This window comes from Pedobacter sp. 01T416_2, from assembly GCF_056398925.1.
Genome location: NZ_JBFTQI010000495.1, coordinates 1 through 4,496, shown reverse-complemented (window position 1 = coordinate 4,496; position 4,496 = coordinate 1). Strand labels below are relative to the sequence as shown.

General features: G+C 40.2%; 3 protein-coding genes. 2 read left to right on the top strand and 1 reads right to left on the bottom strand.

Annotation, left to right across the window (positions count from 1 at the left end):
* Both AC1DPQ_RS18805 and AC1DPQ_RS18800 read left to right on the top strand, forming a co-directional pair.
* Positions 1-1,960, top strand: a 1,960-nt coding sequence (locus AC1DPQ_RS18805; RefSeq protein WP_477610520.1) for a mechanosensitive ion channel family protein, incomplete at its 5' end; no start/stop codon positions are given.
* 11 nt (positions 1,961-1,971) lie between these two features.
* Positions 1,972-2,793: an MOSC domain-containing protein gene (locus AC1DPQ_RS18800; RefSeq protein WP_477581948.1), complete on the top strand. Its 822-nt coding sequence runs from the start codon at positions 1,972-1,974 to the stop codon at positions 2,791-2,793.
* A gap of 73 nt (positions 2,794-2,866) precedes the next feature.
* Here the strand turns inward: AC1DPQ_RS18800 and AC1DPQ_RS18795 are convergent, their stop codons facing one another.
* Positions 2,867-4,372, bottom strand: a complete 1,506-nt coding sequence (locus AC1DPQ_RS18795; protein ID WP_477610519.1) for a glycoside hydrolase family 43 protein — start codon at positions 4,370-4,372, stop codon at positions 2,867-2,869.
* Positions 4,373-4,496: the final 124 nt, after the last annotated feature.

The following is a 4,496-nucleotide window of genomic DNA, read 5'->3' as shown; positions in this document are numbered from 1 at the left end:
TGAATATGAAAAGGAGTTGCGGGCTTTAAAAACAGAGATTCTTAACCTGCGTAAAGATACCGTACTGATTAAAGTATTTACGGTACCTGCCATACAGGTTATGTTTAAAGAGCAGTTTGCAGAGTTAAAGAAGAAACGTATAGTGATGGATAGTCTACTGAAAACGACTACTTTATCAATCAACAACCTGCAGGCCAGAACCTCTTCTAACCTCATCAATATTAAAGAGTTGATGTACCTTACCGATAGTCAGCTCGATGCTGTAAGCATTAAAGCTTTTGGTAAAGAGCGCCGTTATTTGTGGGAAACAGTAAACAGACGGGCCAATAAAAGCATGGGCTTCCGAAGGTTTATTAAAGGAGAACAAGAAATATCGGGCTATTATTTTGTGTACACCAGAAGCAGCCGATTGTTATTACTTTTTACCTGTACCATATTCTTCTTTTGGGTATTTTTCAATTTTAGAAGCGTAAAACAGCGGGGGCGTTTAGAAACCCTTGATGGTTTTTCACTTGTTAGTCCGCAGCCTTATTTAATTACTTTTATCATGCTCTTTGCACTGGCCCCTATATTCGATCTGAGGGCGCCTGCACTTTACATAGAAGCTGTAGAGATTATACTGGCCATTTTGCTTACTGTATTTTTCCGTAAAAAGCTAGGCTCAAAGTTATTTTACTATTGGTGCATATTTGTGGTACTTCTTCTTGCTCCGGTTTTTTTACGCCTTTTGGGTATGCCACCAAGATACCAGCGCTGGCTGCTGCTGTTTTTAACCATCAGCTCCGTTGCCTATGGCATTATGGTATGGAAAATGCTTGATGAGAAAACCAAAAGATACAGAATGATCCTCACTACGGGTTTTATTTACGTTGGCTTTGCCATCATTGCCACCTTTTGTAATCTATTTGGCCGCTTTACCCTCACGCAGATTTTTTATTCTACTGGGGTAAGCTCGCTCTTAAATGCCATATCGCTAACCATCCTGGCGAAAGTATTGGTGGAGGCCTTTTTGTTGCAGATGAAAAGCAGCAGGATCCGTAAAGGATTTCCAGAGTATTTTGATTGGCAGCCCGTAATTACCGGACTTAAAAGGCTAACCGGCATTGGTGCTACCATTATCTGGTTTATAATATTTACCACCAACCTGAATATTTTTAACGGACTATACGAATTGGTAATGGAAATCCTCACGGAAAAAAGAACCATAGGCAACTTCTCTTTTACCTTTGGCGGCATCGTATTGTTTTTGGGCATTATCTGGGTTGCCAACTTTTTGCAGAAATACATTGCTTATTTCTTTGGCGATACAGGCGATGACAGTTTTGATGATAACAAAGGAGAGCGTTCGAAATTACTCGTAACCCGTTTGGTGTTATTAATTGGGGGCTTTTTAATCGCTGTTGCTGCCTCCGGACTGCCAATTGATAAAATCACGGTTATTCTTGGTGCATTGGGTGTTGGAATTGGGTTGGGCTTACAGAATATTGTAAGCAATTTTGTATCGGGGATTATCCTAATTTTTGATAAAACCATCCGAATTGGCGACATTGTGGAGCTGAGCAATAAAAAAGGAAGAGTAAAGGAAATCGGCGTACGCTCCAGTACCTTACTTAGCGACGAAGGCGCCGAAATTATTATCCCTAACGGTTCTATTTTATCGAACAACATCATCAACTGGACGCTGAGTAACAACCAGATGCGGGTAGATATTTCTTTATTGATTGCAAAGCCCTTTAATTCTACTGAAGTGGTAAACCTGATCAGGGAAATTATTATAGAGAACAGCAATGTTTTTATCAGCAAAGAACCTATTATTATGATCAGCCCGGTGAGTAAGCTGAACAGTACCATCAATATTTATTTCTGGTGCAAGGATATTTCTAAAGCCGACTTAACCAGAAGCATGATCAATGCACAGATATTTGAGGCATTTGAACAGAAGAACATCGAAATTTTATAATTGCAGATAACATGAGCAAATTTATCCTTTCTGAAATCAATATTTATCCTATCAAATCTCTGGGCGGTATCCGGCTTGAAAAAGCACATCTTGAAGAAAAAGGCCTGCAATATGACAGAAGATGGATGCTTGTTGATGCGGAAGGTATATTTATTACCCAACGGAAACATTTTGAACTGGCAATGCTTCAGGTGAATATTGGGGATGGTAAATTAACTGTTTCCCATAAAACATTACCTGAGCAAAACATATCATTTTCTTTGGATGAAGATACCGGAGAACAGTTATCTGTTGTAATATGGAACGATACCGCCACTGCACTTGAAATAAATAAAACAGTAAGCGATTGGTTCTCCAATTTCCTAAAATTTAAGGTTAGATTGGTAAAAATGCCTTTAACCGAAAAAAGATTGGTCGATCGGGATTATGCTTCGAATGATGAAGTGGTTAGTTTTGCCGATGGTTATCCCTGCCTGCTTATCGGCCAATCGTCGCTCAATGGGCTTAATGAAAAGCTCGCCGATCCAATACGAATGGACCGTTTCCGCCCAAATTTTGTTTTTACGGGCGGGGAGCCACATATTGAAGATAGTTTTAAAACCTTTCACATTGGTGATGTATTGTTTTCGGCCGTAAAACCATGTGCCAGATGCGTGCTCATTACCATCGATCAGCAAACTGGTGAAAAAGGGCAGGAACCATTAAGAACATTGGCCAGCTACCGTACGGTAGGTAAAAAAATCATGTTTGGCCAGAATCTGCTTCATCAGCAATCGGGAATTATCTGTGTCGGCGATGAGCTAAAGGTTGTAGACTGGAAAGGGAAAAACTAACTTCCTATAAAGGCCTATAGCATACAAACTGGATCCAGTTAATAAACCTATACATTCATCAACTGGATCAATTTTAATACTTTAATTCAAAGGATGAAAAAGAGGCCCTTTGCGCTGGATTTCCTTTAAAATGAAGACCAATACGAGGGCTCCTATCCCATTGTGGCAAAAAATTACCAGTAACCTTTTCTTTTGAGGGAAGGTTTTGCCATTCCTGATCTCCTTGCTTAAAAAACACCAGCAGGCCTGAATCTGCCATGGCCTTCATTTTAAGTTCTACCTGGCCTCTTGCTGATATCTTTGTTTTCGAGAGCACAGTTCTGCCCTTATTGTCTACCTTCCAAAATTCTACTTCATCTCCAATTACCCCCACGCCTACAGCAGCATTGGCATCGCCATAATACACCAGGCCCTTTAAGGCATCGTTTGTGTTGTTAACTGTTGCTGTAACTTCAAAAACACCTGATACCGGTCTAACGGTTAATGCGATTCCGCTTAAATTATCTTTTTTAATATTGCCCGATAAATGGATCTGACTATTTAGCTGTGAAATTTTCGGAGAGGAGTTCCTAAAATCCCATTGCCATTTTTTATCTATATCGGGCTTGGTAAAGGTAATTTTCAGATCATTATTAATGTTTGGTCCACTTTGCGCTTTGAGTGCCGGCCATGCGTTGTTTTGTGGCCACACCAGTTGCGCCAGCATGCCCTGCCTGCCGCTAAAAACATTGGTGTTTTTATTATAAGCGTGATAGAGGTAATAACATTTTTCATCTGCTGTTTTTACGAAAGTACCGTGCCCAGAACATTTCCAGTACGCATTCTCTGCCAATAAGGGGTTGGCCTCATAAAGCGCATATGGTCCGGCAAATAATTTTGATCTCGCTACCCTAACATTATAATCACACTGCGCGCCGCAGCAGTTTCCGGAAGAATAAAAAAGATAGTAATATCCATCTTTTTTCAGGATACTCTGCCCCTCCAGACCAATGCGTTGTTCATCTTTAAGCAGGGAAAAAGGTTCTCCCTCAATGTGAAGACCATCCTGCGAAAGTTTATAGGCCAAAATTTCAATTGGCCGCTTATCAAGGCCATATGCTTTAAAGGTAATGTATCTTGTAGCACCATCGAGATAAACAAATGCATCGATCGACTCTTTACCGTAATCGATTATTACGCCTTTATCTACAAAGCCCCGGTCTGGAAATTTAGAAGTTGCCACGCCAATGCACGAAACGTTGTCGCTTTTTCGCCTTGCGGTATAATAGATGAAATAGGTTTTGTCATGATAGTCATATTCCGGTGCCCAGAACGAACCCGAAGTCCATTGGGGTGCATGCTCAAAAACATACCCAGTCTGCTTCCAATCGAGTAGATTTTTAGAAGTATAGATAGGGAAATGTGGTGCCCATTCGGAAGAAGTACCGATGACATAATACTGGTTATTGGCCCTGATGATGGATGGATCGGCAAAATCTCCGGCAATTACCGGCTCTATAGCAACCTGTGCAGATAAAAGATTCGCAATCAGGAGCAGTTTAACTGTTATCACTAACATGAGGTATTTTATAGACTTCATTTTATTATTTCGTTTTTTTTGCTAAAAGCCAGTTGTTGGCGTGATTTCAAAATTGTTATATCACTAAAGGGACAATTACCTGAGTTTAACTTCTTTTTTGATATTTATGCTTTCACTTATAATC